This is a genomic window from Cytobacillus sp. GQ23 (assembly GCF_059758675.1).
On sequence record NZ_JCAXER010000013.1, the window covers coordinates 51,726 to 76,911 of the forward strand.

Below are 25,186 nucleotides of genomic sequence, written 5' to 3' on the forward strand. Positions count from 1 at the left end.
CAAGCAGATCATCCTGAGGACAAATTGTTAGCTAACCGTCTCTACTTAATAGTAGGGACGTTTTTGTTTAAAATCTCATCTATGATTTTGGGAATTTATTTGACTAAGTCAACTAATAAAAATATAATTTTTGATAAAAGCAAATATATTCTCAGGGGTGACTATGTTGTCAAACTTTTCATTTGAAGAAGAAGTCAATATTGTTCGGCATTTTAATCGTTTTATTACAAGACAAATAGGAGCTTTACACGAGGGATTATTACATAGCCCTTTTACTCTGACTGAAGCAAGGATACTATTTGAGATTGCTAATAATGATAATCCTGCAGCTTCCAATTTAACTCGTGATCTTGGTTTGGATGCAGGGTATTTAAGCCGCATATTAGCCCGATTTGAAGAGAAAGGTCTTGTGCAAAAAGAGCGTTCTGCCGCAGATGCCAGACAGCGTATCCTGATACTTACTCCGGAAGGGGAAAAGGCGTTTTCTTTGATTAATGAGAGATCATACAAGGAAATAGCCGAACTTCTTCAAGAACTGTCAGAAAGTGAACGGCAGCAATTAGTGAACGCTATGAGAACAGTTGAAGGATTGCTCAGTAAAAATGGAAATCTTAAATTTTCCGGTCCCTATTTCCTTAGACAGCATGAACCTGGTGATATGGGTTGGATTGTTCATAAACATGGCATCCTGTATTCTCAGGAATATGGGTGGGATGAGAGTTTTGAGGCGCTGGTATCACAAATAGCAGCGGATTTTATCAATAACTTTAATCCTAAGCGGGAACGATGCTGGATAGCCGAAATGAATGGTGAAATTGTCGGCTCTGTCTTTGTTGTTGAAGGAAGTGAAGATACGGCTAAACTTCGCTTATTATTTGTAGATCCAAAGGCCAGAGGATTTGGTATAGGGTCGCAATTAGTAGAAGAATGTATTAAATTTTCCAGAAGGGTTGGCTATAAAAAACTTGTCTTATGGACAAATAGTGTTCTTAAAGAAGCCCGCCATATTTATCAGAAAAAGGGCTTTAAACTTGTCCATGAGGAAAAACATCATAGTTTCGGGAAAGATTTAGTCGGAGAGACTTGGGAACTGCCCCTTTGATTTAGGTTTAGATCGATTCTGAAATAAATGGTCAAACCCATAGATTCAAAAATGAAACAAGACCTTGCTGCACATAGCAAGGCCTTGTTTTTATTTCAAAGCATCCTTTAAAACTTTGCCCTCTAAAAAGTCAGGTGCCGGGATGTCCAGCAGTTTATAAACGGTCGGGGCAATATCCAGTGTGGTAATTGAGCCGATTGGGCTGCCCTTTTTAATAGAAGGACCTTGTGCAAAGAACACAGCCTTTAGTTCCTTCCGCTCAGGGTTGCCGCCATGGCTGCCGAGTTCGATTGTCGGCATATGGGGGCTTGTTAGGCTGCTGCCCATCATATAACCCCTCGATCCTAGCAGCAATATGTCTCCCTGATTAGGGTGCTTATTCTCAGCTTTATACCTATAGGCAATCAGATAAGGCTTTTCTTCTTTCCTAAAAAGGTAATTGGAAATTTTCTGTGCTGTTTGATTAAAAGTGCTGAAATTTCCCTCGGTGAGGTAATCACCGGCTTCACTTAAATAGCCCTTGAGGATTTTTGTCTTAAATTCGGGTTTGGTTTTATATTCGCTAAAGAGCTTCTCTATTTGGCCAGCAGCTTTTTTCTTCTCTTTTTTACTGAGTTTTTCATTCAGATAAATTTGGGCAGCAGATCCGCTGGCTACAGCCATTGCCTTGGAGTTCTCCTCATCGACTCTGCCTTTTTTATCAATCTTTAATAGACCTGCTTCTTTCAAAAGAGTGTTTGGAGCCAGAATGGTGTGGACGGGCTCCATGCCGTGGTCGGATACCACAAAAAGATGGTCTTCCTCGCCAAGGCTTTCCATCGTTTGCCCCACAACCTTATCTGCAAGCTTATAGGCCCATTCAATGTATTTTGAATGTATTTGTGAATTTTCCTCTGAATACCCGGGCTGCCGCGGATCTGTCAGCAGAAAATGATGTGATTCATGATCAATCTGAGGTGTGTAAAACATCAGCAGATCTGGCTGGTATTTTTCTTTAATATAAAGTGACACGTCCGTTGCCCAGCGGACAAAACGCGAACTGATTTCTTCGTACTCTTCACGTGTAATCCACTCTTTTTCAAAAGCCTTTGTATCATCCTGGACGGGAAAGAAGCCGAATTCCGATATCAGGTCCTTTTCAAATCCTTCTGGACCTTTAATGAGGGCTGACGTAACTGCAGTCCTGTAAATACTTGCGTTCTCAAGACTGGCATCAGTCTTCAGCTTGAACCAGAATCCTGCAGACTCACCATCAGCTTCAACAGGAATTGACCCCCATTCATTGGCATTGACAATGATATCATCGGAGTCTCCCGAACGGTTTTCTGAAAAAATAAAGCGGTTATAGTTGGTTTTTCCATCATCCGAAGTGTCTAAAGCTAATATATAAATCACTTTATTTTTTGTTTCTTTCAATGGCAGCTTCACTATAGCTTCCTTCATAGGACTAAAACTGTCCTCAGTGTGCTTCCAGCTTTCTGTTTTTTTGAACTGAAGCTTGTCCTGAGAGCTGTCTGCCCAGGTTTCGCCATAGTAAACTGCATAATCCGCCTGTCCGCCTGCATCAGGATTTGACCCGGGAAACAGCACAGTGGCTGTTGTTTTCCCATTTTTTTTGGCTTCAGCCCAAAGAGGGCTTTTATCTAGCGGCTGATGAAATGCGCTTTCTCCATTGGCCAATTCCTTGTTGGGATCCTGCCATTTATTGCTCACCATGCCGGTTTCTGAAGGAGCAGCACCTGAAGCAATTGCCGCATGAGAGGGTGCTGTCAGCGAGGGGGTTACAGTTTTGGAGCCCTTGGCTGCCACTCCGTTCTCCATAAGAGACCTAATATGAGGAAGTTTGCCGTCCTTTACATACTCTTTTGTCAGATCATTTCTCATTCCATCAAAAGAAATCATCACAACCTTGTTTTCCTTCCCAATCGGATTCTCTGCATATCCTGACGAAGGAAATGCAATCGATCCTATTAATAAAATAACTATATAAAAATAGTGCTTATTCATTATGCTTCCTCCAAGGTGTCAATTGGTACAAGAGATTATTCCCTTTGCTTTTTATAGTTAAACATTTTCATAGGGGAAGATTTACAGATGCCAAATATACTGACTTCGGTAAATAAGCAGATTCAAACTGATTCAATAGATTCAATAAAATTTTTCCAGTCCCAAAGATGTAGACTTGAAGTTTGCGAATCTTTATTTTTAGAGTAGTCCGCAAAATTCGACAGATAAAATAAGGGATATGGAGGAAAGTGTATGGCAATTTTAAAAGGTTCATATGGAAACAGAGCTATATTAAAAGGGACTGTTGCAGCAGCTATTTTGGCAGGAGGAGTATTGTCACCGTCAATTCCAAGCTTCTCAAACGAGGCAGTGGCAGAAGCAGCTTCCTATTCTTACACAGTGGATGCAACAAGTCTGAATGTCCGCTCCGGTCCAGGGACAAATTACAGCCGAGTTGGGAGCCTGGCTCAAGGCAGCAGTATTCAGGTAATTGAACGTCTTGCAAGCGGCTGGTACAAAATTAACTACAATGGCAAAACTGGCTACGTCAGCGCCCAATATATTAAAACAAATGAAAAGCTTTACCGTGTGAATGCCACCTCATTAAATGTCCGGAAAGGCCCGGGTACCAATTACGGGAGAATAGGGTCTTTAAAGAACGGATCTATATTGAATGTTATACATAAGGAAAGCAATGGCTGGTATAAAATTTCCTACAATGGCAGCACGGGTTATGTAAGCGGTGATTTTGTGACAGCCAGTGATGCCCGCTTGTCCAAGATCAATGTGCCGCTCATTGCCCAGCGGCCGGAACTGCCAAGCGGATGTGAAGTAACATCACTTGCGATGGCACTGAAATTTTATGGGGTCAATGTCAGTAAAACGACACTTGCAAATAAGATGCCCTATGACTCAACTAAGCTTGTAAGAAATGCAGACGGATCAATTAAAACCTGGGGGGATCCTGATGTCGGGTTTGTTGGAACTCCTTTTGGCAACGGGCATACGATAAACCCGGGGCCGCTGAAAAAGCTGCTTGACCAGTATCGTCCAGGTGGTGTGAATCTGACCGGAAAAGATTTCTCAGAAATTGAAAAGGCTGTTTCAGAGGGCAGCCCTGTACTGGCCTGGTTTACCATCAGCCATGAAATGCCTGCGAATAGAACCTGGAAAACGCCTGCCGGCAAAACGATCAGTGCCCCGAGGCCTCTGCACTGTATTGTTGTAACCGGTGTGGATGCGAATTATGTTTATTTCAATGACAGTGAAGCTGTTAAAAAAGATGACAAAATGCCAAAAGAGAAGTTCATTAAGATTTATAATGCCATGGGCAAGCGTGCACTGGCGGTTAAATAACCAAAAAGCACCTGCGGAAATTTCCGCAGGTGCTTTTTTTACAGAATATACGTCTCAGGTCTTAGGAAGGATTACTTTTGTGGTCTATGGCGGGTAAGCGTGTTATTTTATATTGTATAACTTGAGAAGTTTTTTAAAAGTGTTTTAATAGATTTAAGGATATATGCCTTTTTTGCTGAAAGATGTCTGTGGATGAAACTTTAGGTTTATGAATTACGTATTAATAAGTAGGACTATGAGTAGGAGTCGATAAATATGAATTCCTTTTTAGCATTTGCTTTTCGCCTGCTGACATCAATTCCATTGTCTGTCAGTGTGTGGCTGGCCAGTTACTTTGCTTTCGGGCAAACATTTATTCTGTCGGGGGTTTATGGGGCTGGAGCCGGCCTGCTCACTTATTGGGCGGGAGGATTGATTCAGCGCCGCCGCTTTTTGAAAAAGCATGGATTGAAGAAAAGGGAATACCAATATATAAAGAGAAATCTTGATGAGGCACGCCGTAAATTAACCCGTCTGCATAAAGCGATGTTCTCCATACGGCACCTCCCGACGCTTAAGCAGCGCATGGAGTTCATGAGGGTGACGAGGAGAATTTACAGACTGACCAGAAGTGAGCCGAAACGGTTTTATCAAGCGGAGCAGTTTTATTTTTCCCATTTGGATTCGGCTGTGGAGCTGGCGGAAAAGTATGTGTTTCTGTCTTCCCAGCCAAGAAAATCGCGTGAACTGGATCAGTCCCTTCAGGAGACGAGACGTACTCTTGACGAACTTACCCATCATATAGAGGAAGATCTTCACCGGGTAATAGCAGAAGATATTGATCAGCTTCATCTTGAGATTGATGTTGCCAGGAATTCGATTGAAAAGATAAAAGAATCAAGAATTCATGATGAAAGCAGGAGATTAAAATGAACGAAGAAAAACCATCCCTGTTAAAAAGCACTGATTTAATGGATGACTTGCTGGCAGATCCCTTTGGGGAAAATCAGCAGCCTGTTTCATCGCCGCTGAATTCGGAAAAGCGGACAAGACTGATTGATGTGATTCCGGAAGAAAACCGTGAAAAAGCCTATCAGCTTGCAAAGCAAATCGATCCGGCCAATCACCAGGCGATGATCTCATACGGAACACCAGCTCAATCAAAGCTGTTATCGTTCTCCCATACCATGCTCGAGCATGTTCAGAAAAAGGATGTTGGTGAAGTGGGAACGATCATTAATGACCTGATGAAAAAATTCAGCGATGTGAATCCGGATGAGCTGAAGCCTGAGAAAGCCTCCTTTTTTGCTCGTATGTTCGGAAAGATTTCCGGTACTGTTCAGGAGGTCTTGTCCAAATACCAGAAAACAGGAGCTCAAATCGACCGCATCAGTGTGAAATTGGAAAGAAGCAAGAATGCACTTCTTTCCGACATTGTCATGTTAGATAAGCTTTACGAAAATAATAAAGAGTATTTTCATGCCTTAAATGTTTATATTGCGGCAGGTGAACTGAAGCTCGAGGAACTGCATGAAAAGACGATTCCCGAGCTGAAGAAGAGGGCGGAAGAGTCAAATGACCAAATGAAGTTCCAGGAAGTAAACGATATGATCCAGTTTGCCGATCGCCTGGATAAACGTCTTTATGACTTGAAGCTGAGCCGTGAAATCACGATTCAAAGTGCGCCGCAGATCCGCCTGATACAGAATACCAATCAGGCATTGGTTGAAAAGATCCAGTCTTCCATTATGACTGCCATCCCGCTCTGGAAAAACCAGGTGGCTATTGCCTTGACGCTTCTTCGCCAGCGCCATGCAGTCGAAGCCCAGAAGAAGGTCTCCAAAACCACCAATGATCTTCTATTGAAAAATGCGGAAATGCTGAAAGTGAATACAATTGAAACGGCACGCGAAAATGAGCGGGGCCTTGTTGATATCGAAACATTAAAGAAAACACAGGAGAACCTGATTTCTACTCTTGAAGAAACCTTGAGAATCCAGGAAGAAGGCAGGAATAAACGCCGGCAGGCAGAACACGACCTGGCCAATATGGAAAATGACTTGAGGCTGAAACTGCTGGAGATTAAGGGGAATTAAAAGAAGAGCGATGTTCAATCAAACGTTTGATTGAATATCGCTCTTTTGCTGCTTAAACGGTTAATCCAGTTTCAGTGGAAGGTGTTTGTTTTTTTACAGGGAGCTTGATGACAGCTTCTGTTCCTTTTCCTTTTTCGCTGTTGAAATGAATGGAACCATTATGGGATTGGACTATCTTGAAACTGACGGTAAGTCCAAGACCAGTACCCTTCTCCTTTGATGAATAAAAAGGTTCGCCGATTCTATTTAGGCGATCTTCCGACATGCCGCAGCCATTATCCTTAACGAGGATAGTCAGCTGTTGGTCTTCCTCCAGCAGTGTAACGGTTACCTTGCCGCCTTCTTTAGATGCCTCGATGGCATTTTTAATGATATTAATAAAAAGCTGCTTAAGCTGATTTGGTTCACATTCAATCATATAAACATTCGATTTTAACAGAAATTCAATCTGGACATTGTGCATGGTGGCTTCTGTTTTTAAAAGCGAAATGACATTGAACAGGATTTTTTGAACATCTGCTTTTGTAAAGCAAATATCCTGAGGCTTGGCAAGGAGCAGCAGCTCGCCGACAATATGGTTGATTCGGTCCAGTTCCTCCTGCATGATCTGATAATAGAACTGATGCTTTTCATCCTCCAGCTGCATAAGCTGCACAAAGCCTTTTAAAGATGTCAGAGGATTTCTGATCTCGTGTGCAACACTTGCAGAAAGCTCGCCAACCACTGAAAGCTTTTCAGTGCGGCGCAGTCTTTCTTCAGCCTGACGGAGCTTGGTCACATCTTTCCCATAGCCGATAATCCCGGCAATCTGACCGTTCACAATAAGCGGTAAAGCCGTGCATTGAATAGTAAGTTTGCTGCCGTTTTTATGAGTGAAATCAAACTCACAGATCTTTGGCTGTTTATCCTCAAGGATGGCTGTAAAATTTTTTAAGGCTTTTATTTTATAAGGGACAGGTATGATTTCACCTATACTTTTGCCCAGTGTTTCATCAGGGCTGTATCCTGTCACGGCTTTAAATTGGGGATTTACTTTTGTGATGGTGCCTTGAAGGTCTGTCATAAAGACAATCTCGGTATTATATTCAAACAAGGATTTATACTGCTGCTGGCTTTCGGCCAGAAGCTTTTCCACATGTTTTCTTTCTGTAATGTCCCGGCCGATAATGACCAGTCCCTTTCGGCTTCCGTCGGCATGGAAAAGTGGAACTTTGATGGTATCGAACGTTTTTTCTGTTCCATCAGGCAAAGGAATAACTTCTTCAATGCGGGTAATCTTACCGTTTATCCAGGTTTCTTCATCTGATTTTTCACAGTAGCGAAGTGCATCAGCATAAAAATCAGTGTACTCGGCAAGTTCTGAATCCTTCTTGCCTTTATAATCAACATTTTCGAGATTGAATAACTTAAGTCCAAATTCATTAGATTCAATCCAGCGGCCTTGACCGTCTTTAAAATTAACAAAGTCCACCATGGAATTGATTAAAGTGGAAAGCCTCTTTTCGTCTTCTCTTGAGGCGCTAAGCTCATCTCGTTTTCCTATAAAATAATAGAGCAGACATCCTGTAGCAGTGATGTACAGAAATTCTTTCGCTCTGAATAGAAAATTGACAAGAGAAGAAGGTTCAAGCATATGCAAAAGGTAATTAGTTCCGAATACCCAAATAAGGCTGATTATCATATATAAGCCCAATAACTTTTTTTTATTCATTAGCTTATATTTCTCCTGTTCTATTTGGCTGAAAAAAGCTGTAATTCAGTCAAATTAGTAATTTTCGCGTATAATAAAAGAAAATACAGGTTGAATATACACATTATTTACAGCTTCTATTCTATATGATTTTAGCAGAGTCTTCTAGGAAATTAGTAAAATCATATTATAAGGAAAAAGAAAGGGAAGGACAAGCATGTATCTGACCATTAAAGAAACAGCAGAATATTTATCATACCCTGAGTCATATATAGAAAGCCTGATTCAGCAAAAGAAAATACGCGCCATTTATGACGGAGAACAGTATTTAGTTTACAAGGAACAGTTTAATGCCCATCTAAAGCAGGTGGAAAAATACAGGGAGCTGGTGGAGGAAATTTTAAATGAGCCGATACCGGAAGACCTGGATATTAAAGATGAGGATTAACTAGGGTAATTTCCCTCCAATCACATTATTTTACAATTTTTATCAGTCTGGATAAACTAGAATTAAATAATGTGCAAAGGAGGAAATATGGATGTTTGATATTTTAATTGTGGGTGCAGGTCCTGCTGGTGCAAGTGCTGCGCTATTTGCCGCCAAATCGGGCAAGAAGGTAGTGGTTGTGGATAATGATAAAAGCATGACTAAACGGGCATGGGTTGAAAATCATTATGGCGTTATGGAAATCACTGGCCCGGATCTGATTGAAACAGGCAAAAAGCAAGCTGCAAAGTTTGGGGCAGAGTTCGAAGAAGGAACTGTAGAAACCATTGAAAAAACTGAAAGCGGTTTTACAGTTACAGCAGGAGAAAAATCATTTTCAGCTAGTCACGTGATCATAGCGGCTGGCGTATCTCTTGGTTTAGCCGAAAAAGCCGGTTTGAAAACAAAGGCAGGGACTGAGCCCCGCATTAAAACGGTTCTGGATGTTGATGCGGACGGAAAGACGAATGTTAATGGCATTTGGGCAGCCGGAACGATTGCAGGAGTCAGTGTCCATACAATCATTACAGCCGGAGACGGTGCAAAAGTTGCGATTAACGTAATCAGTGAATTGAACGGCGAGCGGTATGTGGACCATGATTTAATGAAGTAGAATTAAAGAAGGCTTGCATGGAGCAGCCTTCTTTTTTATTTATCTTTCTATCATCTCTGAGTTTATTTTGTCCAGAAGTGCGTTTTTCATTCCCGTATACTTTTACTTTTTAAAGCTTTAAATAGACATATTACCATTTGAAATATGATAAAATGATACAAATTATGAATTTGGATTTTTTGGAAAGAAGGATCGGTGTGAAGAACATAAAAACATACATTCTCCTCACCTCCATCATGGCTTTGTGGGGATTAAATGTCAGCATAATAAAGATTCTTGTCAGCTATTTTCCTCCCGTTTCGATTACGTCTCTACGGATATTAACTGCAGGCATAACTGTGTTTTTAATATTAGGCATAATGGGAAAAGTGAGGAAGCCGAGCTTAAGGGAAATCTCGTACATTATTTTTGGCGGCCTCCTGAGTGTGGTCAGCCACCATCTTTTATTGGCTATAGGCCTGACGGGGACAAGTGCGGTAAACGGAGGGCTTATATTAGGTGCGGGTCCTCTTTTAACAGCTATACTGTCTTCCATTCTGCTGCGCCATAAGCCTACAGGCATTCAGGTGCTTGGTTTTCTGCTGGGCGGTACGGGCGTGACTTTTATTGTTCTTTCCGGAAATAAAGGGATATCGAGCTTAACTCCGGGTGATTTCTTTGTGTTCCTGTCCATTCTTTCACAGGCTCTTAGCTTCATTGTAATCAGCAAAGCTTCGAAAACGCTTGATCCGCGATTGCTGACAGGCTATATGCTGGTTTTTGGAGGAGTGATCCTGTTTGTCATGGCAAATATTATGGAACCTGGCGGCCTTCAGGGTTTATTAGAAGCCCCAGCCTATGTTTGGGCTGCATTTGCCGCATCTGCCGTATTGGCAACAGCTGTCGGCCATATGGTTTATAACACAGCCATCCGTAATATCGGGCCGGCAGAAGCCAGTATTTTTTTGAATCTGAATACTTTTTTCTCACTGGCAGGCTCAGCGCTGATCCTTGGTGAGATTATCACCATGAACCACTTGCTTGGACTGGTTCTTATTGTGGGAGGTGTCCTTTCAGGCTCAGGAGCATTGGAGGATTTAATTTTCAGGAAGCGGAGAAAAGAGAATAGCCAGTATATGTAAAGAGATCTCTTGAAATAGAGATCTCTTTTTTTTGCAAAAAGTGGAATAGGGGAAAAGGTGTATTCAAAGACCGTTAAAGGGAATAGAGAGGCTATAGAGAGAGGAGGAGAATGGATGTATTTATCAATAACAATAAAAATGGCTGTGGGGCTGGTTACGTTGTTAGCGGTAACCCGGATTCTTGGAAAGAAGGAGCTTTCACAGGTAACCCCGTTCGATTTTATTTATGCAGTTGTTCTTGGAGGGATTATTGAGGAAGCGATTTATGATGAAAAAGTAACTGCACTTCAAGTTATCTATTCGGCACTTTTATGGGGAGGATTTATTTATATCATTGAAATTATGGCAAAAAAGAAGAATATATTCAGAAGGATTTTAAAGGGCAGGGAGTCGATCCTGGTCAAGGATGGCAATCTGGATTTAAGAGAGATGGAGAAAAACCACCTTGAAATGGAGCAGCTGAGGACGATGCTGCGCCAGAAAGGAATTTTCAGCATGAAGGATGTCAAATATGCTTATCTTGAAACCAATGGAGGCTTAAGCGTAATGAAATACCAAACAGAAGGGCCAGTCACTCCTGAAATGATGAAACTTGATGTGAATGAAAAGAATCCCTCAACCTTGCTGATCGATGAAGGAGAGGTAGTGGAGGACGGCTTGACATTACTGGGCAAAGATGGGGAGTGGCTGAGAGAGTCCATTAAAACTGAAGGCTACCAAAATATCAAAGAAATATTCTGTGCGGAATGGTCGAAAGAAGAAGGGTTCTATATTGTAGCTTATAAAAAATGAGCCTTGCATCCGCAAGGCTCTCTCTATTAATATCCCTTTTTATAATCAACACGATTAATGTCTGGTATCCCGCTGGCTATATACTCTTTTAAATTGGGAATAAATATATCTTCAATCACACGCTTGTTATAATGTTCCGTTGATCCGGCTGTATGGGGAGTAACGATAACATTATCAAGCTCCCATAAAGGGTTGTCTTCAGAAAGCGGTTCTTTTTCAAACACATCAAGGCCTGCGCCGGCAATCTCGCCGTTCTGCAGTGCGCCGATCAAATCTCTTTCATTCACAATTTCCCCCCGGCCAATATTGATTAAGAAGGCAGAATCCTTCATGAGGGCAAACTGATCCGCTCCAAATAGCTGCCGTGTTTCCTGTGTAAGCGGAAGGGAAATGACAACATAATCACATTGCGGAAGCACATCGTTGAGCTGTCCGGATGTATACATTTCATCAATATACTCTTCAGGTTTTCCGGAATGGCGGACTCCAATCACCTTCATGCCGAATGCTTTGGCAATTTTGGCTGTTTCTTTTCCGATGGCTCCTGTGCCTATCAGGCCGAGGGTTTTATTATGTATTTCAAGCTTTAATCCGGAATGGTGCCATATTTTAGCTTGCTGATTTTTTACATATGTATGGATTTTGCGGGTAAGCCCCAGCATCAAAGCAAAAATCGTTTCTGAAATAGGATTGGCATGCACGCCATTTGCACTGGTAATCTGGATTCCCTGTGATTCCATATCTGCAAGAGGGAGGGAGTCGACACCAGCACTCCAGGACTGGAACCAGCGGAGCTTGCTGTTTCCCTCGAGGACCATCTCTTTAAGTTCCTTTTTCCATCCGGCGATAACTTCGGCCTTTTTTATTTCCTTTTGCCAGTTTGCGGAATCCTTGCCGGAAATGAACTCCCAATCGGGAATGGTTTCTTTTATTTTTTCAAGCTGAGCGGGTTCCAAGTCTCGTGTAATGATACAGGTTCTTTTTGTCATTTGTGTGCCTCCGTTTTATTTTTTGAAAAGTCGGTAAATATATCATAGTCTATAAAGATTAACTTTTCTATTAAAATGTAAAGACATGGACAATCATATAGAAGAAGGCAAATGTAAAGCAGACAAAAAACCCCGGGTGTAATGACACCGGGGAATTCTATCTATTAAGTGGGCTGAAAACCTATTAATTTGGCTTTTTTATCAACACCCAGCGTGGCCCTGTCCGGGAAAGTAATGACAGAGCTGATGTAATCCCAGCGGATCAGAAAATGGGTGACGCAATCTTCTTCCTTTTGCTGTTCTTCCGGAATGTTGGTGCCGTCTTCATCTTGCACCATTGTCCGTTTGAAGCAAGGGTTCTCGACCCAGATTCCCATGCTTTCTGTTTTGATCAGTTTAACAAGGTACCACTCATCGGGCTGAAAAATGCCTGTAATGGAACCGACGAGATCATTTGGAAAGTTCTTGAATTTTATTTGAATCTTTTTTCCTGCGAAATTTTCAAGATGCATATATGAACCTCCTGAACTATATAAATTCGTTTTTTTATACTCTTCCTTTTTTTGATTGTTTTAAACATAAAAAAGGAAGATCCACGAGGTTTGCGCGAACCTTGCTTGCTAATAGCAGGGTTTAGAGCCACTTGGAGAGGGAGAGCTGTCGGGGATGGAACTAATGGGTAGGAATAGAGCCACTCAAGAGAGGAAAAGTCGCTGTAAACGGAACTAATCAGCAAAAATAGGACCACCGATAGAAGGCACTATGCAGTCGCAGCGAATGGCATAGTTAGGCATTCGACATTAAATATTAATCCAGTGGCCCCTATGAAAATGAAAAATAGAAAAGGAATTGCCGTTCAAACGGCAATTCCTTTTATTTTCAAGAGAGTGGACCTGCTGTCAAAAGACATTTAGCGTTCCCCGTCCACATATTTCCCGTGGTCTGGAACGGCAATTTCATCAAACTCATTTACAAGTCTGGTGAGGCTCTCCCTTAATACGGCGGCAGCCATGGGAATACCGTGACCTGTTATGGCGACAGACGGCTGAAGGGCTTCAAGTTTCTGTACGGATGCCCTGGCCGCATCCCAATCTGTCGTCAGATAGCGGGGCGGGCCGCTGATTTCCTGTTCCTGGGTTAGGACACTGTATAAGGATTCCTGCTTTACTGTTACGAAAGCATCACCTGCAATCAGCACACGATCCGATTCCCTGAACAAGGAAACGTGGCCTGGAGTATGACCTGGTGTGTGGATCCATTTCCAGCCTTCCATTTGGGGAACACTTCCATCCTCAGGGTAGGCCTGAACATGAGTTCCGAGATCGATGCCTTCATGCGGGAAAGTGGGGGACATCTTTGCGACAAGTCCTCCTTCAACACTCGCGTCAGGTTTGGGATAGTCCTGCTGACCTGTCAAAAATGGCATTTCCAGTGTATGAGCATAGACAGGAACCTGCCAGCGCTCTACCAAATCAATAATTGCGCCAACATGGTCAAAGTGGCCATGTGTAAGAATAATGGCTTTCGGTCTGGCGTTCTCTCCAAAAAGTTCTTCTGCTGCATCTATGATTTTCTCTGCAGATTTTGGCATGCCTGCGTCAACCAGAACCCAGTCGCCGGGCTTTTCTGATATTCGTACAAAACAAACATTAACAATCTGAACTGTCAGGCAGAAAACTCCATCTGCTTCGTTTACAATCATTCCGCTCGTGGAGGATGTCATGGGCATATAGCGTTCAGTTGATGAACTTTCCTTCAAAATATTACCTCCTTGTTGAGTTATAAATAACAGACCCCTTATCTTTTTGAGTATACCCGCATGTGAACTTTGTATGCGGCATATTCAGGAGGTGGAGGGAATAAATGAAAAAAGCTCTGCCGCATTATGGCAGAGCTTTGAAAATTATGATAGGAATTCATGCGGGTTTAACCCAAGTTCCATGCAGATTTCAGTTACAGCCTGTTTTTCATTTTGATCAAAGTTCCCATCGGCATAACCGATCGCGATACAATAACGGGCGACGAGGCGGGCGATCTCTGGCTTATTTCTTACCCGTCCAACTGCTTTGAAGGCTTCGGCCCGGCCGATGATTGGATCCATCTCAATCCGCTGGACAAACATATTGAATTGCTGTATCACTTTTTGGGTATCAAATACTTTTAATTCCTGGCTGCTGTTCACAAACTCAATCATCTTTTGGCGTTCAGACGGATCAAGCCTTCCATCTGCCATGCCGACAAGAGCGCATGAGGAAACAACGGCGTCGAGGACATCCTGGCTCTTGAATCGAGTAAACAGCTCCTGTGCACGGCGCTTTTGATCATTGGCCCACTGTGCATAATCCGTCTGATTAGGTGACCATGAGTTGCCGCAGGAATTACAGGTAAGCTTCAGTTGATTTTTACCAATAAATCCGCCAAGAAGTCCTACAGGGCCAAGGATGAGTCCTCCGATCGCTGCTTTTCCAAGTCCAAATCCCTTTTGGCCGGTACGGATGTTAGTGGATCCGCAGCGGGTACAAGCCATATTACCATCAGTATAGGATTGAGCCTGTACTGGCTGTCCAAAATCAGTTTGGCCTCCCATAGCAGGTGGCTGGGATGGAGGAGGGCTATATGTAGTCTGACTAACAGGCTGCCCAAAAGACGACTGACTGCTGCTGTAGCCTGAGTAAGTCTGCTGGCTATGCTGTGGGCTGAATCCATTAGACGGCTGTCCGTAAGTTGCCTGCTGCTGAAATTGACTTTGACCGACTGACGGCTGCTGACTTGGAGCGGGCTCATCATCTACAGAAACACCGAAATTGCGGCATAGGGCAGCTAATCCTCCCTGAAACCCGCTTGCAATGGCATTGAATTTCCACTCGCCATTGTGCCGATAAAGCTCTGCAGCAACGATGGCTGTTTCAACAGTAAAATCACGGCCAAGATCGAAGCGCAGCAGTTCCTCGTTTGTCAAGGCATTAAAAATTCTTACATAGGCATTTGAAACTTGCCCGAAATTCTGTCCTTTCATCTGGGCATCATGAATGGTAATGGTAAACGCAATTCGATGGATATGCTGCGGCACCTTATTCAACTCGATGCGGATTTGCTCATCATCCCCGGCACCAGCTCCCGTTCTGTTATCACTGCTGTATAGAATTGATCCGTTTCCGCCGGAAGGGTTATTATAAAACACAAAGTCACTGTCACTTTGTACTTTGCCGGATGCGCCTGTTAAGAATGCTGAAGCATCCAGGTCATATTGAGATTGATTATGGCTGACATCCCAGCCCAATCCTGCCATTACAACCTGCAATCCAGGATTGGTTTTGGTCAAGTCTACTTTTTGTCCCTTGCTCAATCGAACTCCCACAGATTTCACTCCTATTACCTTTTTAATAATTAGAATTTATACCTTTGTACTTTGAGAACTGTCCAGCTCAAGCGCTTCCACTTTTCTTTTTATACGTTCTAAGAAGAAAGAAGTTTCATAGTTTTCATTATAAGGCAATTGAAAGCGAAGTGAAACTTGAGCGTCTATTTGAGGTTGGAAAAATGATTTTGATGCCGGCCGTAGAATAGAATATTAATGAGTATGTATTGGCATTGGAGGAGATGAGTTGAGTTATAGAGCAAAAATATTTGCCCATCGAGGTGTCAGCGGGCATTTTCCGGAAAACACGATGGCTGCTTTTCAGGCAGCATTGGATGCTGGAGCAGATGGCATTGAATTGGATGTGCAGATGGCGAAAGACGGTACGCTCGTGATTATTCATGACGAAAAGGTGGACAGAACGACGTGCGGAACCGGATATATTAAGGATATGACCTTTGAAGAAATCCTGAAGCTTGATGCAGGAAGCTGGTTTGCGGATGTGAACGCCGGAGAAATAATCCCTGATCTGGAGAAGCTTTTGCAATGGGCAGTAATGAAGGGCAACGAACTGCTGATTAATATTGAATTGAAAAATGATTTGATTGACTATCCCGGGATGGAAAAAATGGTAATTGACCTTATTCTTAAATATGGATTGGAACAGCGTGTTATTATCTCATCCTTCAATGCGGAGAGCCTGAGGAGAGTCCGGGAACTTCATGCAACAATCCAGACTGGGTATCTGATAGAAGGCATTCCTGAAAATACACTCGAAATCGCCAAAGAAATTGGTGCAGACAGTATTCATTGTGAAGAGAGGTTTGCTCTATCCGAAATTGGAAGGAAAGCAATAGATGCAGGATATCCACTGCGGGTATATACTGTAAATGATGAAACACGCAGCGGAATTTTATATAAGGCTGGAGTCGAAGTGATAATGACCGATTTTCCGGGGAGGTTTTTGGAATGATGAGTTTGTTGGAAATGATGATTCTTATTATCCAAACTGAGGTCATTTAACACCATTAAAGACGCCACGTCTTCATCAAAAGAGAAAAGATGCTGCATCAAAGTCCCTGGTAGACACCACATCTCCAGCAAAAGTAAAATCAAATGCATCAAACAGCAGAAATATAGATTTATCCATGCAAAAAAAACAAGCGCATATCATATGCGCTTGTTTTTTTATTCCTACCAAAGCACAGGCTTGGCTACCATGAACCAAAGCATGAGCATTAACAGAAAAAGATAGATCCAGACGGAGCGGGTTAGCTTTCTGATTAGGAAAAGCTGATCCGCTCCCGGCTCATCAAATTTCCTCAGGACGGGAGTGAAGGCCCGGGCGAGAAAAAAGACTGAGCCTCCCATGACTGCCAGGGTAGCGACGATCCAAGATGTCGTCCAAGCCCAGTGGCTGTTCACGATTAGAAGGATACCCGAGCCTACCAGTACATGTCCTGCATGCTTGACAAGGCGGACGGATGTCCTGAAGATGCCGATATATGCCTGCTGGACCCCGGGATGAGCTGTTTCCAATTTATTGACGATTGGGATCAGAACAAAAAATGGGCCAACAGAAAGAATGGCACTGCTGACATGGATATACAGCAGTATTCGGTACAATATGTCCATTACAGCAGATTACTTCTTCACTGCGCTGAATTCATGAACCCATACACGCATTTGCGGAAGCCAAGGCATTCCCGGATGCATGGAAAGGATAGAATGCTTATAGTCTTCTAAATTTTCGAAGCCTTCCTGGCGGGCGTCTGCGTCAGTTAATTCTCCTAGAGACTGTGAATACACTTTTTCAACAACAAAATCCTGTCCCTCAAGTGTCATGATTTCACCAACATCAGCATAGCGGCCGTTGCGGCGTGTAGCTGTTTTCTTTCCTGCAAGAACCTTTTCAACGTCCTCTTTAACTGTAACCATGCGGTCTACTGAACATGTTTTCGGCGGTAATGTATTGGGGTCGTGCTGATTTGACATTATGCTATTCCTCCTTATGTAAATGCTTACTTTAGAACCTTACCATACTTTTCAGCGGAAAGGCAGTTAACGGTTAAAAAAGCCTGAGGAAACAAAGCCCTCAGGCGTATTGCCTATTTTAATTTAAATGAGCTCTTTAGTGAAACAATCCGGTTAAAGACAGGCTTTTCTGCTGTTGTATATTTAGGATCTGCATTGAAATAGCCATGGCGGAAGAATTGGAACTTATCATGGGCTTTTACATCCTTCATATTTGGCTCGATGTAACCATGAACAATTTCAAGTGAGTTCGGGTTCACATAGTCTAGGAACGTTTTTCCTTCGGGATCATTTTCAAGAGCATCATTTGTGTCTGCCTCAGCGTTACGATCGGCATCTTCGTCAAGAATCAAAGGCTCGTATAAACGGAATTCAGCGGGAATGGCACTCTTGGCATCCACCCAGTGAAGTGTTCCCTTCACTTTACGGCCTGTAAAACCTGTTCCACTCTTTGTTTCAGGGTCATATGTGCAATGAAGCTCCACAACATTGCCATTCTCATCCTTGATGACATCGTTGCACTTGATGAAGTAAGCATGCTTTAAACGGACTTCATTGCCAGGGAAGAGGCGGAAATATTTTTTCGGCGGATCTTCCATGAAGTCGTCCTGTTCTACATAAATCTCTCTTGAGAATGGAATTTGGCGCATGCCCATTTCCGGATTCTCCGGATTGATTTCAGCATCAAGCATTTCAGTCTGATCTTCCGGGTAGTTCGTAATGACAACCTTTAACGGGCGAAGTACACCCATTGTGCGCGGAGCCTTCATTTTCAGGTCCTCGCGTACAAAATGCTCAAGCATCGCTTCATCCACTGCACCTGAGCCCTTTGAAACACCCGTTTCTTTTACAAACTCACGGATTGCTTCCGGAGTATAACCCTTGCGTCTCAAACCGGAAATCGTCGGCATGCGCGGGTCATCCCAGCCATCAACATAATTTTCTTCTACAAGCTGCTTCAATTTTCTTTTGCTCATTACTGTATTAGTAATATTCAGGCGGCCAAACTCGATTTGCTGTGGTGTGCTTTCCATTTCACACTCTGAGACAACCCAGTTATAAAGCGGGCGCTGGTCAGCAAATTCAGTGGTGCACAAGGAATGGGTAACTCCTTCGATTGCATCCTCAAGGGGGTGGGCAAAAGCATACATCGGGTAGATGCACCATGTATCACCTGTATTATGGTGAGTTGCATGTGAAACACGGTAGATAACCGGATCGCGCAAGTTTACATTCGGTGAAGACATGTCAATCTTCGCTCTAAGAACTTTTGCTCCGTTTTCGAATTCACCCTTCCGCATACGTTCAAACAAATCAAGATTCTCTTCAACTGAACGGCTGCGGAATGGACTTTCTTTTCCAGGCTCTGTCAGTGTTCCGCGGTATTGGCGGATTTCCTCCTGGCTTAAGTCATCCACATAAGCCTTTCCTTTCTTGATTAAAAGAACGGCACGTTTATACATTTCCTCGAAGTAATTCGAAGCAAAGTGAAGCTCTTCCCACTCGTAGCCAAGCCATTTAACATCTTCTTTAATGGCATCCACAAATTCCTGATCTTCCTTAAGCGGGTTCGTGTCGTCAAAACGAAGATTCGTCTTGCCGTTAAAGTCGTCTGCCAGGCCGAAATTGATGACAATCGATTTGGCATGTCCGATATGAAGATAACCGTTCGGCTCAGGCGGGAAACGGGTAATGACCTCTTTGCGCTTGCCCGACTCCAGATCCTCTTTAATAATGGTTCGTATAAAATTTGAATTGTTTTCCAAACCGGTATCAGCCTTTCTGTTTATGTAGTTAGTACTTATTTTAATAATATCGGGAAGGAAAATAAAGCGAAACTTCCCTTAGCAGTGCTTGCTATCATCTATAGGGCATTACTCTTTATTCATTCTTTCTATTATAAACAAGACCAGTCTGGAAAAAAAGTTTTTCTGAAGGCCGGATGCGAAGTTTTACAAAAATGTTAAATAATTTCAAACAAGGAGGGATAGAGGGATGTGAAAAGAATGTCTCTTAACAGGAAGTATTCTATTGAATGGAGGAAGGGACATGTCTGTAAAATATCCGGTTTTAGAAGGAGCAGAACCTTTTTATTTTGAAGGAAATGAGATTGGAATTCTGGTTTCTCATGGCTTTACCGGTTCAACTCAAAGCATGCGCCCGCTTGGGGAAGCTTATGCCAATGCAGGGTTTACAGTCTGCGGTCCGCGGCTGAAGGGGCACGGCACTCATTATGAAGAAATGGAAACAACGACCTATCAGGACTGGATTCATTCGGTTGAAGAAGGCTATCAGTGGCTGAAAGAGCGCTGCAGTACGATATTCGTTACGGGTCTCTCAATGGGCGGCACCCTGACATTGTATATGGCCGAAAACCATTCGGAGATTAAGGGGATCATCCCAATTAATGCAGCTGTGGAGATTCCTGATATGGAGGCAGCAGCAAGCCTCGAGGATGTCCGTTTCTTGGATGCAATTGGTTCAGACATAAAAAATCCTGAAATAAAAGAACTCGCCTATGAAAAGACACCGGTTAAATCACTTGGTGAAATATCCGAACTGATGAAAAAGGTGAAAGCTGATTTAGATAAAGTGACTTGTCCTGCGCTGATTTTTGTCTCAAAAGAAGATCATGTGGTTCCTCCTTACAATTCACAGGAAATATACACAGGCATTAAATCTGCTGCTAAGGAAATAGTCACCATGGAAAACAGCTATCATGTGGCAACGCTTGATAATGATCAGGACATCATAATAGAAAGAACACTGCAATTTCTGAAGCGAGTACTGGAAACAAGCAGTCTTCAAGGGTGACGCGGGGAGCTTAATCAGGCTCTCTTTTTTTGAGTTTAATTGCATGCCTTGATATGATGCAAAATTCCGTTCCTTTTTCCAATCAGCTGTGTTAGTATTTAGTAATTCGAAATAGTTAGCTGGTTTTTAAAAAGGCTCTTTTCGTATAAATTGTGTTTTACCTATCAGTTGATTTCCGCTCCAATCAACTCAGCAAATTTGTCTAAGCTATAAAAATTATACGAAAACAGCTTTAAAAAAGATAAATGGAAAGCGGGGGATGCGCGTGGAAAAGGCAGCAAAAGAGACTTTATGGACGAAGTCTTTTATTATGCTGATGATCGGGAATTTATTTGTTTTTATGTCGTTCCAAATGCTGATTCCAACATTGCCTCCTTATATTAAGTCCATTGGGGCAACTGGTCTTGAAATTGGCATGGTGACAGCACTGTTTTCAATTGGAGCCGTTTTGAGCAGGCCTTTTATCGGGTTTATGCTGGAATATAAAGCTAGAAAGCGGCTGGTTCTGATCGGGGCAGCAGCGCTATTGGCAATAACCATTATTTATCCGCTATCAAGTGTGGTCATGATTTTTCTGTTGTTCCGATTCATTCATGGGCTTGCCTGGGGATGGTCGACTACTGTAAATGGGACAGCAGCTGTAGATGTAGTGCCTAATTCCAGGCTTGGAGAGGGTATGGGCTACTATGGCCTGAGTGTTACGATTGGGATGATCATTGCTCCAAGTCTCGGAATCTACCTATATCAGATTACCTCTTTTACCAATCTTATTTATATATCAAGCGTACTCGGGGTGATTGCCATTGTGCTCCTGGCCATTGTCCGCTATGAGACGCCTGAAGCTGTTCTGACCACAAGGAAAGAAGATCTGAAATTCTCTTACCTTGGCTCTTTAATTGAAAAATCCAGCTGGTTTCCTGCCTTCATTACGATCATTGTTACATTTGGATACGGGTCCATCGTAACGTTCATCGTTATTTTTGGGGAAGAGCGCGGCATTGATCAAATATTCCTTTTCTATCTGTTCAATGCGATTATGGCATCGCTCTCGAGGCCGGTTGCCGGAAAATGGTTTGACCAGCGCGGTCCGAAGGGACTTGTACTGCTTTGTACGTTCCTGACCTTTATTGGAATGTGGGTACTTTCCTTCGCACATTCGAATATGTTTATTATCATTAGCGGAATTTTGTTTGGAATTGGATTTGGTTCATTGATTCCTACTCTGCAGTCCTGGACGTTATCAATGACACCATCCAACAGGCGCGGTGTGGCAAACGGAATGTTCTTCTCCTCCATCGATCTTGGCATTGGGCTAAGCGGGCTTGTGTTTGGGGTGCTAGCACAGTTTGTAGAAACGGCGGCATTATTTCAAATTTCAAGTGTATTCCTGCTTCTGGGCATGGCTGTAACTGTCCTATATGGCAGGCGGAGCCGGGCTGCTCGGCCGCAGCAGGCATCATCTTGAAGAATGAAAACTGGCAGACAGGAATATATATTTCTGTCTGCCAGTTTTTATTTTGATTTGAGGTGGTATTAATAGAGTAACGCTGGTTCTAACTATTAAAATTATTACACAGCAATACAGCAATGTTTCAAAAATGATAGAGAAATGAAATTTTTTGCAGAAAAATTTTTGCTACAATATAGGGATAAAGGATGAAAATTGGCGTATTATGCGTTTTTTAAGATAAGAAGGTAAATTCTGAAGTTAGATAACTGTCTAGCTCCAGGCGCCATCGGCTCGAGGTTCCTAAGCTAATCAGGCCAAAAGGTAAAGAACAGACTTTCAGCCGCTAGTCTTATGATTTGAGCCGATAGGCGGGCGCCTTCCGCTTCTTTTATAAATCATGCTGATAAAGCTCTATGAAATTAGGGAATCAGCATCCTGAATCAATAAAATTTTTTTAAAAGCCGCCTTTAGGCGCACTTTTAAAAATAGTACTGCGGGGGATCAAGATGACTTTAGAAAAGCAGCTAATCAGCAAAACCTTCTATAAGACCTTCATGGAATCAAATGAAAATGTGCATCCGATCAGGGTTTTGGGTGAATTGTATGTGGCTGAGCAGCAGAACGAGGTGCCTGATTTAGCTAATATACGCTTCGCCCAGGGGGAAGTCTATTTCCTTAACAAGGATTATGAAGCGGCCATTTTTAAATGGGAGAGCATTCCGAATGAATTGGGGCCATGGGCACAAAAAAATATGGCAGATGCCTATTTTGAATTAGATTTGCTTTCAAATGCAGAGGACTTATATAAATCGATTGAAACAGATTCAGAGGTGTTAAAGACAGAAGTGCTCCTCCAGCTGTTTTCACTTTACATACAGCGCGGAAAGCTTGAATTGGCTGTTGAATCCATTAAAAATGCGGTTCGGCTAAATCCGGATTATCCGGATGTGACCGATCTGGCACGCGGATTCTTTGAAGAACATAGTGATTGGGGAAATGCGGTAGAGCTGGCTGTCAATGAAGCAATCAGGACGGAATCCATATCGTGGTTTGAAGTTCTTCATTCATATGTAGAGCAGGGGCGTACAGCTAAAGTAGAACCGAATTATTTCAGTGAGGCACTTTCGGTGCTGCACCGTGCGGATCTGGCTCACTTTGAAGGTTTATCAGCGGCGATGTGGGATAGCTACAAGAAATCAGATCTATATTTCTCATGGCTGAAAGAATATAATCACATTCTCCTGAATATGGAGCCCGGACGATCACATACATGGAGCGTGCTTTCGGAGCTATACAAAGATACGTATCTCGAACTGATCAGCGGCAAGCATTTAATCCGGGATTTATCTCATCTGATCCCAAACCACCTGACGAATTGGGTGAAAATAGCTGCCCCTTCTCATTATCTTATTTCGGCATCAGCGGTGCTGGCGTGGAGCGAAATATTCCCTTCCAATATTGATGCATCAGCTGTCAGTGAAGCAGAAAGCCTTGTGAACAGTTCTGTCCGTTATCAGGAAGGTCTGGAGGAAAGCTTCAAGCTTTTCGAAACGATCATGAAATGGGCAAAGGAAAAAGGCGTACTGATGGGTGAGCGATTTGAATGGATGGTCCGCGAGCTGCTCGATTTGGATTCCGGGCATTTGCTGATTGCCGGTGCAGCTTCAAATGGTAAATCCTCGTTTGTGAACACTCTTCTCGGGGAGGAGCTGATGGGAGATTCTACCTCTGCTTCAGTGCTGTTTAAGGATAGTAACGAGGCAGAAATCTATGCTATTACGGATGAGGAAGTACGAAGCATTTCTGATCTTGACGATTTTAGGCAAAGCGCCGAGAAAAGCCAGCAGACGCTCATCCGCTGCAGAATGCCCTTCAACTTTTTACAGAATAATGGACTTGCTGTCATAGACACACCAGGTCTTGCGGGGCAGAGCAAGTTCAGAAATGGTGTGTTCCAATATCTTCATTTCGCTGACAGTATGCTATTTGTCCTGAATGCGGATTCGCCACTGACTGATAAAGAGCTGGATCTTGCTGTTAGAATGAAAGAACAGGCACCGAAACTGCCTATTCATTTTCTTCTCAGTAAAATGGACCGGATTCCTGACAGTCAGGATGCTATTGAGCTTCTTGATGAAACTCAGTCACGCGTTCATACCTATTTTCCAAAAGCAAAGGTGTTTGCTTTCTCCGCCTATTATGAAAGTGAAAGCCAGCTTAACGATTTAGCCGTCTTTATCAAGTCGATGATGGATGAACGGGACCGGAAAGAAGAGCGTACAGCAAAGGTTCTTTACTATATAAAAAAATCCATCAAATTCCTTCTTGAAAAACGCGTTGAGATGGAAAACAGCTTGATTGATACGATTAAATGGAACGAAGAGATGGTGACTAAGCTAAAGGGTGCCAATAATCAGCTGATGGATATAGAAGAAGAGAAGGTCCGGACAATTAAAAGATCTTACAGTAAGATTAAAGATGAAATGAGAGCGGATCTTAAGAAACAGATTCCGGAACTGCTTCGGAACTGTTCAGAAATGGTGACAGAAGACAGTGATTTCGGAAAAATCCATTCTGAGCTAAATGATGAAATGAATAATCGGATACATCAATATATTGAAGGTACGGTTTTGCCTGAGTTTCATGTTTCCATTCAGGAGTGGATTATGGAAAGTGAAGGAGAGTTCAGAAGCAGCCAGGCATATTTAGATGAGATGAGCGAAGGCTTCAATGAGCTATACGGCGAGGAGAAAATCGCATTGGGCTGTGATTTCAGGGTGCTGGATGACTGGCGCCGTGACGCGGACCGGATGACGCGTGGAAGTGTTCAGCTGGAAAAGGCCAACATTCTAAACCGCTTTTCGCCTTCTCAGTTCCTGCTTAAGAGTGCAGGAAAGCTTCTTGGAGCGATTCAGCAGAACAAAACCATGCTCCATAATAAATATAAACAGTTTATTGAGCATGAAGACTATAGTGAAATCGCAGAATTCATCACCGATAAATTCATGCAGCAATTCGAACTCTTTGAGAAATCGCTAGAGCGGGATATTAAAATGTTCTTCCGAAATCCGTTTGACGTGTTGAATCATACAGTCGAAGAGTCATATACCAACATTGCAGAAAATAAAGAAGCATTAAACGAGATGCGCAAAAATCCAGAGATTTATCAGGATCCTCTGACACTATTTGATCTGAAGCTTCGACAGTTTGAATGGATGACTTCAGCAGGGGAAAAGGTTAAAGAATATAGGTAAGCATTAGGAAGGAGATATCCTTCCTTTTTTTTTATGGAAAAATA

21 protein-coding genes are annotated in these 25,186 nt (G+C 42.7%); 12 read left to right on the forward strand and 9 right to left on the reverse strand.

Going from position 1 to position 25,186, the window contains the following annotated elements; all coding sequences use genetic code 11:
• The first annotated feature begins 163 nt into the window (after window positions 1–163).
• Window positions 164–1,102: a bifunctional helix-turn-helix transcriptional regulator/GNAT family N-acetyltransferase gene (locus AC6CHU_RS12445; protein WP_498121919.1), complete on the forward strand. Its 939-nt coding sequence runs from the start codon at window positions 164–166 to the stop codon at window positions 1,100–1,102.
• A gap of 90 nt (window positions 1,103–1,192) precedes the next feature.
• Here the strand turns inward: AC6CHU_RS12445 and AC6CHU_RS12450 are convergent, their stop codons facing one another.
• Window positions 1,193–3,109, reverse strand: a complete 1,917-nt coding sequence (locus AC6CHU_RS12450) for an alkaline phosphatase family protein (RefSeq protein WP_159870647.1) — start codon at window positions 3,107–3,109, stop codon at window positions 1,193–1,195.
• Between the two features lie 252 nt (window positions 3,110–3,361).
• On the opposite strand from AC6CHU_RS12450, the gene AC6CHU_RS12455 reads away from it, so the two are divergent.
• From AC6CHU_RS12455 to AC6CHU_RS12465, 3 genes are all read left to right on the forward strand, one after another.
• Window positions 3,362–4,465 (forward strand): SH3 domain-containing protein, encoded by a 1,104-nt coding sequence (locus tag AC6CHU_RS12455; RefSeq protein ID WP_159870644.1) that lies wholly within the window; start codon window positions 3,362–3,364, stop codon window positions 4,463–4,465.
• A gap of 255 nt (window positions 4,466–4,720) precedes the next feature.
• Entirely contained in the window at window positions 4,721–5,377 is a 657-nt protein-coding gene (locus AC6CHU_RS12460) for a 5-bromo-4-chloroindolyl phosphate hydrolysis family protein (protein ID WP_159870641.1), read from the forward strand.
• Window positions 5,374–6,540, forward strand: coding sequence for a toxic anion resistance protein (locus AC6CHU_RS12465; RefSeq protein WP_159870638.1), 1,167 nt, complete (start codon window positions 5,374–5,376; stop codon window positions 6,538–6,540). The genes AC6CHU_RS12460 and AC6CHU_RS12465 overlap by 4 nt, the downstream gene beginning before the upstream one ends.
• 52 nt (window positions 6,541–6,592) lie before the next feature.
• Here the strand turns inward: AC6CHU_RS12465 and AC6CHU_RS12470 are convergent, their stop codons facing one another.
• Window positions 6,593–8,251, reverse strand: coding sequence for a PAS domain-containing sensor histidine kinase (locus AC6CHU_RS12470; RefSeq protein WP_251284327.1), 1,659 nt, complete (start codon window positions 8,249–8,251; stop codon window positions 6,593–6,595).
• A gap of 196 nt (window positions 8,252–8,447) precedes the next feature.
• On the opposite strand from AC6CHU_RS12470, the gene AC6CHU_RS12475 reads away from it, so the two are divergent.
• The 4 genes from AC6CHU_RS12475 to AC6CHU_RS12490 all read left to right on the forward strand — a co-directional run bounded on the left by AC6CHU_RS12475 (window position 8,448) and on the right by AC6CHU_RS12490 (window position 11,243).
• The gene (locus AC6CHU_RS12475) at window positions 8,448–8,678 is read left to right on the forward strand and encodes an excisionase family DNA-binding protein (RefSeq protein WP_159870632.1); all 231 of its coding nucleotides are present in this window, start codon (window positions 8,448–8,450) and stop codon (window positions 8,676–8,678) included.
• A gap of 91 nt (window positions 8,679–8,769) precedes the next feature.
• Window positions 8,770–9,330 (forward strand): FAD-dependent oxidoreductase, encoded by a 561-nt coding sequence (locus AC6CHU_RS12480; RefSeq protein WP_159870611.1) that lies wholly within the window; start codon window positions 8,770–8,772, stop codon window positions 9,328–9,330.
• Between the two features lie 152 nt (window positions 9,331–9,482).
• On the forward strand, window positions 9,483–10,451 hold the full coding sequence (locus AC6CHU_RS12485; protein WP_498121922.1) for a DMT family transporter: 969 nt from the start codon (window positions 9,483–9,485) through the stop codon (window positions 10,449–10,451).
• 114 nt (window positions 10,452–10,565) lie between these two features.
• The gene (locus AC6CHU_RS12490; RefSeq protein ID WP_159870578.1) at window positions 10,566–11,243 is read left to right on the forward strand and encodes a DUF421 domain-containing protein; all 678 of its coding nucleotides are present in this window, start codon (window positions 10,566–10,568) and stop codon (window positions 11,241–11,243) included.
• A 26-nt stretch (window positions 11,244–11,269) separates the two neighbouring features.
• Here the strand turns inward: AC6CHU_RS12490 and AC6CHU_RS12495 are convergent, their stop codons facing one another.
• The 4 genes from AC6CHU_RS12495 to AC6CHU_RS12510 form a co-directional block, all read right to left on the reverse strand.
• On the reverse strand, window positions 11,270–12,232 hold the full coding sequence (locus tag AC6CHU_RS12495) for a D-2-hydroxyacid dehydrogenase (RefSeq protein WP_251284325.1): 963 nt from the start codon (window positions 12,230–12,232) through the stop codon (window positions 11,270–11,272).
• A 164-nt stretch (window positions 12,233–12,396) separates the two neighbouring features.
• Window positions 12,397–12,744, reverse strand: a complete 348-nt coding sequence (locus AC6CHU_RS12500; RefSeq protein ID WP_159870572.1) for a hypothetical protein — start codon at window positions 12,742–12,744, stop codon at window positions 12,397–12,399.
• 398 nt (window positions 12,745–13,142) lie between these two features.
• A complete protein-coding gene (locus AC6CHU_RS12505) occupies window positions 13,143–13,961 on the reverse strand; it encodes an MBL fold metallo-hydrolase (RefSeq protein WP_251284345.1) in 819 nt (272 codons plus the stop codon).
• 174 nt (window positions 13,962–14,135) lie between these two features.
• Window positions 14,136–15,590, reverse strand: a complete 1,455-nt coding sequence (locus AC6CHU_RS12510) for a TerD family protein (RefSeq protein ID WP_159870566.1) — start codon at window positions 15,588–15,590, stop codon at window positions 14,136–14,138.
• Window positions 15,591–15,837: 247 nt separating this feature from the next.
• On the opposite strand from AC6CHU_RS12510, the gene AC6CHU_RS12515 reads away from it, so the two are divergent.
• Window positions 15,838–16,563: a glycerophosphodiester phosphodiesterase gene (locus AC6CHU_RS12515; RefSeq protein ID WP_159870563.1), complete on the forward strand. Its 726-nt coding sequence runs from the start codon at window positions 15,838–15,840 to the stop codon at window positions 16,561–16,563.
• A 221-nt stretch (window positions 16,564–16,784) separates the two neighbouring features.
• On the opposite strand, the gene AC6CHU_RS12520 is transcribed toward AC6CHU_RS12515, so the two are convergent.
• The 3 genes from AC6CHU_RS12520 to AC6CHU_RS12530 form a co-directional block, all read right to left on the reverse strand.
• On the reverse strand, window positions 16,785–17,225 hold the full coding sequence (locus AC6CHU_RS12520) for a hypothetical protein (protein WP_159869078.1): 441 nt from the start codon (window positions 17,223–17,225) through the stop codon (window positions 16,785–16,787).
• A 9-nt stretch (window positions 17,226–17,234) separates the two neighbouring features.
• Window positions 17,235–17,585 carry an ASCH domain-containing protein gene (locus AC6CHU_RS12525; protein WP_159869075.1) on the reverse strand — a complete coding sequence of 117 codons (351 nt, stop codon included), beginning with the start codon at window positions 17,583–17,585 and terminating at the stop codon, window positions 17,235–17,237.
• 113 nt (window positions 17,586–17,698) lie between these two features.
• The gene (locus AC6CHU_RS12530) at window positions 17,699–19,390 is read right to left on the reverse strand and encodes a glutamine--tRNA ligase/YqeY domain fusion protein (RefSeq protein ID WP_159869073.1); all 1,692 of its coding nucleotides are present in this window, start codon (window positions 19,388–19,390) and stop codon (window positions 17,699–17,701) included.
• A 283-nt stretch (window positions 19,391–19,673) separates the two neighbouring features.
• Between AC6CHU_RS12530 and AC6CHU_RS12535 the strand changes: the two genes are divergently transcribed.
• The 3 genes from AC6CHU_RS12535 to AC6CHU_RS12545 all read left to right on the forward strand — a co-directional run bounded on the left by AC6CHU_RS12535 (window position 19,674) and on the right by AC6CHU_RS12545 (window position 25,142).
• Window positions 19,674–20,438, forward strand: coding sequence for an alpha/beta hydrolase (locus AC6CHU_RS12535; RefSeq protein ID WP_159869070.1), 765 nt, complete (start codon window positions 19,674–19,676; stop codon window positions 20,436–20,438).
• Window positions 20,439–20,697: 259 nt separating this feature from the next.
• Window positions 20,698–21,903: an MFS transporter gene (locus AC6CHU_RS12540; protein ID WP_159869067.1), complete on the forward strand. Its 1,206-nt coding sequence runs from the start codon at window positions 20,698–20,700 to the stop codon at window positions 21,901–21,903.
• A 491-nt stretch (window positions 21,904–22,394) separates the two neighbouring features.
• Window positions 22,395–25,142, forward strand: a complete 2,748-nt coding sequence (locus AC6CHU_RS12545; RefSeq protein ID WP_498121926.1) for a dynamin family protein — start codon at window positions 22,395–22,397, stop codon at window positions 25,140–25,142.
• Window positions 25,143–25,186: the final 44 nt, after the last annotated feature.

Coding starts and splice junctions, on each gene's coding strand:
- AC6CHU_RS12445 (WP_498121919.1), top strand. CDS start 164: ATGTTGTCAAACTTTTCATTTGAAGAAGAAGTCAATATTGTTCGGCAT.
- AC6CHU_RS12450 (WP_159870647.1), bottom strand. CDS start 3,109: ATGAATAAGCACTATTTTTATATAGTTATTTTATTAATAGGATCGATT.
- AC6CHU_RS12455 (WP_159870644.1), top strand. CDS start 3,362: ATGGCAATTTTAAAAGGTTCATATGGAAACAGAGCTATATTAAAAGGG.
- AC6CHU_RS12460 (WP_159870641.1), top strand. CDS start 4,721: ATGAATTCCTTTTTAGCATTTGCTTTTCGCCTGCTGACATCAATTCCA.
- AC6CHU_RS12465 (WP_159870638.1), top strand. CDS start 5,374: ATGAACGAAGAAAAACCATCCCTGTTAAAAAGCACTGATTTAATGGAT.
- AC6CHU_RS12470 (WP_251284327.1), bottom strand. CDS start 8,251: ATGAATAAAAAAAAGTTATTGGGCTTATATATGATAATCAGCCTTATT.
- AC6CHU_RS12475 (WP_159870632.1), top strand. CDS start 8,448: ATGTATCTGACCATTAAAGAAACAGCAGAATATTTATCATACCCTGAG.
- AC6CHU_RS12480 (WP_159870611.1), top strand. CDS start 8,770: ATGTTTGATATTTTAATTGTGGGTGCAGGTCCTGCTGGTGCAAGTGCT.
- AC6CHU_RS12485 (WP_498121922.1), top strand. CDS start 9,483: ATGATACAAATTATGAATTTGGATTTTTTGGAAAGAAGGATCGGTGTG.
- AC6CHU_RS12490 (WP_159870578.1), top strand. CDS start 10,566: ATGTATTTATCAATAACAATAAAAATGGCTGTGGGGCTGGTTACGTTG.
- AC6CHU_RS12495 (WP_251284325.1), bottom strand. CDS start 12,232: ATGACAAAAAGAACCTGTATCATTACACGAGACTTGGAACCCGCTCAG.
- AC6CHU_RS12500 (WP_159870572.1), bottom strand. CDS start 12,744: ATGCATCTTGAAAATTTCGCAGGAAAAAAGATTCAAATAAAATTCAAG.
- AC6CHU_RS12505 (WP_251284345.1), bottom strand. CDS start 13,961: ATGCCCATGACATCCTCCACGAGCGGAATGATTGTAAACGAAGCAGAT.
- AC6CHU_RS12520 (WP_159869078.1), bottom strand. CDS start 17,225: ATGGACATATTGTACCGAATACTGCTGTATATCCATGTCAGCAGTGCC.
- AC6CHU_RS12525 (WP_159869075.1), bottom strand. CDS start 17,585: ATGTCAAATCAGCACGACCCCAATACATTACCGCCGAAAACATGTTCA.
- AC6CHU_RS12535 (WP_159869070.1), top strand. CDS start 19,674: ATGTCTGTAAAATATCCGGTTTTAGAAGGAGCAGAACCTTTTTATTTT.
- AC6CHU_RS12540 (WP_159869067.1), top strand. CDS start 20,698: ATGCGCGTGGAAAAGGCAGCAAAAGAGACTTTATGGACGAAGTCTTTT.
- AC6CHU_RS12545 (WP_498121926.1), top strand. CDS start 22,395: ATGACTTTAGAAAAGCAGCTAATCAGCAAAACCTTCTATAAGACCTTC.